The following is a 1,853-nucleotide window of genomic DNA, read 5'->3' as shown; positions in this document are numbered from 1 at the left end:
TTGTAGCCGTTGATTCTCTTGAATTTACAGCTCCAAAAACTGCTGAATTTGCAAAAGTTCTTGCAGCTTTGAGCATCGATTCTAAAGTCCTTGTTATTCTTGAAGAAGGAAACGAATTCGCAGCTCTCTCAGCTCGTAACCTTCCAAACGTGAAAGTTGCGACTGCTACAACTGCAAGTGTTCTTGACATCGCAAATAGTGACAAACTTCTTGTTACTCAAGCAGCTATCTCTAAAATCGAGGAGGTTCTTGCATAATGAATTTGTATGATGTTATCAAAAAACCTGTCATCACTGAAAGCTCAATGGCTCAACTTGAAGCAGGAAAATATGTATTTGAAGTTGACACTCGTGCACACAAACTTTTGATTAAGCAAGCTGTTGAAGCTGCTTTCGAAGGTGTTAAAGTTGCTAATGTTAACACAATCAACGTAAAACCAAAAGCTAAACGTGTTGGACGTTACACTGGTTTTACTAACAAAACTAAAAAAGCTATCATCACACTTACAGCTGATTCTAAAGCAATCGAGTTGTTTGCTGCTGAAGCTGAATAATCTAAGGAGGAAATATCGTGGGAATTCGTGTTTATAAACCAACAACAAACGGTCGCCGTAATATGACTTCTTTGGATTTCGCTGAAATCACAACAAGCACTCCTGAAAAATCATTGCTTGTTGCATTGAAGAGCAAGGCTGGTCGTAACAACAACGGTCGTATCACAGTTCGTCACCAAGGTGGTGGACACAAACGTTTCTACCGTTTGGTTGACTTCAAACGTAACAAAGACAACGTTGAAGCAGTTGTTAAAACAATCGAGTACGATCCAAACCGTTCTGCAAACATCGCTCTTGTACACTACACTGACGGTGTGAAAGCATACATCATCGCTCCAAAAGGTCTTGAAGTTGGTCAACGTATCGTTTCAGGTCCAGAAGCAGATATCAAAGTCGGAAACGCTCTTCCACTTGCTAACATCCCAGTTGGTACTTTGATCCACAACATCGAGTTGAAACCAGGTCGTGGTGGTGAATTGGTACGTGCTGCTGGAGCATCTGCTCAAGTATTGGGTTCTGAAGGCAAATACGTTCTTGTTCGTCTTCAATCAGGTGAAGTTCGTATGATTCTTGGAACTTGCCGTGCTACAGTTGGTGTTGTCGGAAACGAACAACATGGACTTGTAAACCTTGGTAAAGCAGGACGTAGCCGTTGGAAAGGTATCCGCCCAACAGTTCGTGGTTCTGTAATGAACCCTAACGATCACCCACACGGTGGTGGTGAAGGTAAAGCACCAGTTGGTCGTAAAGCACCATCTACTCCATGGGGCAAACCTGCTCTTGGTCTTAAAACTCGTAACAAGAAAGCGAAATCTGACAAACTTATCGTTCGTCGTCGCAACGAGAAATAATATTAAACTAGTCGCTTAAGCAACTAGTAAATCCGCCAGCTCGGTAGCGCTCCATAGGAGCGCAAGCCGCTGTGGTACAACATTTAAAGGAGAAAATATAAAAATGGGACGCAGTCTTAAAAAAGGACCTTTCGTCGATGAGCATTTGATGAAAAAAGTTGAAGCTCAAGCTAACGACGAAAAGAAAAAAGTTATTAAAACTTGGTCACGTCGTTCAACGATCTTCCCAAGTTTCATTGGTTACACTATTGCAGTTTATGACGGACGTAAACACGTACCTGTTTACATCCAAGAAGACATGGTAGGTCACAAACTTGGTGAGTTTGCACCAACTCGTACTTACAAAGGTCACGCTGCAGACGACAAGAAAACACGTAGAAAATAAGGAGAACATAAATGGCAGAAATTACTTCAGCTAAAGCAATGGCTCGTACAGTACGTGTTTCACC

General features: G+C 41.9%; 4 protein-coding genes. All 4 read left to right on the top strand.

Annotation, left to right across the window (positions count from 1 at the left end; translation table 11 throughout):
• On the top strand, positions 1-257 hold a 257-nt coding region (gene rplD / locus PAN07_RS17360), incomplete at its 5' end, for a 50S ribosomal protein L4 (protein WP_269798441.1).
• The gene (locus PAN07_RS17355; RefSeq protein ID WP_001055347.1) at positions 257-553 is read left to right on the top strand and encodes a 50S ribosomal protein L23; all 297 of its coding nucleotides are present in this window, start codon (positions 257-259) and stop codon (positions 551-553) included. The genes rplD and PAN07_RS17355, both read left to right, overlap by 1 nt.
• Positions 554-570: 17 nt before the next feature.
• Positions 571-1,404, top strand: a complete 834-nt coding sequence (gene rplB, locus PAN07_RS17350; protein ID WP_000512911.1) for a 50S ribosomal protein L2 — start codon at positions 571-573, stop codon at positions 1,402-1,404.
• A 103-nt stretch (positions 1,405-1,507) separates the two neighbouring features.
• Positions 1,508-1,789: a 30S ribosomal protein S19 gene (rpsS, locus tag PAN07_RS17345; RefSeq protein ID WP_000533766.1), complete on the top strand. Its 282-nt coding sequence runs from the start codon at positions 1,508-1,510 to the stop codon at positions 1,787-1,789.
• The last annotated feature ends 64 nt before the right edge of the window (positions 1,790-1,853 follow it).

It is taken from the genome of Streptococcus sp. SM5, assembly GCF_027497975.1.
This window is presented reverse-complemented; position numbering and strand designations above follow the sequence as displayed.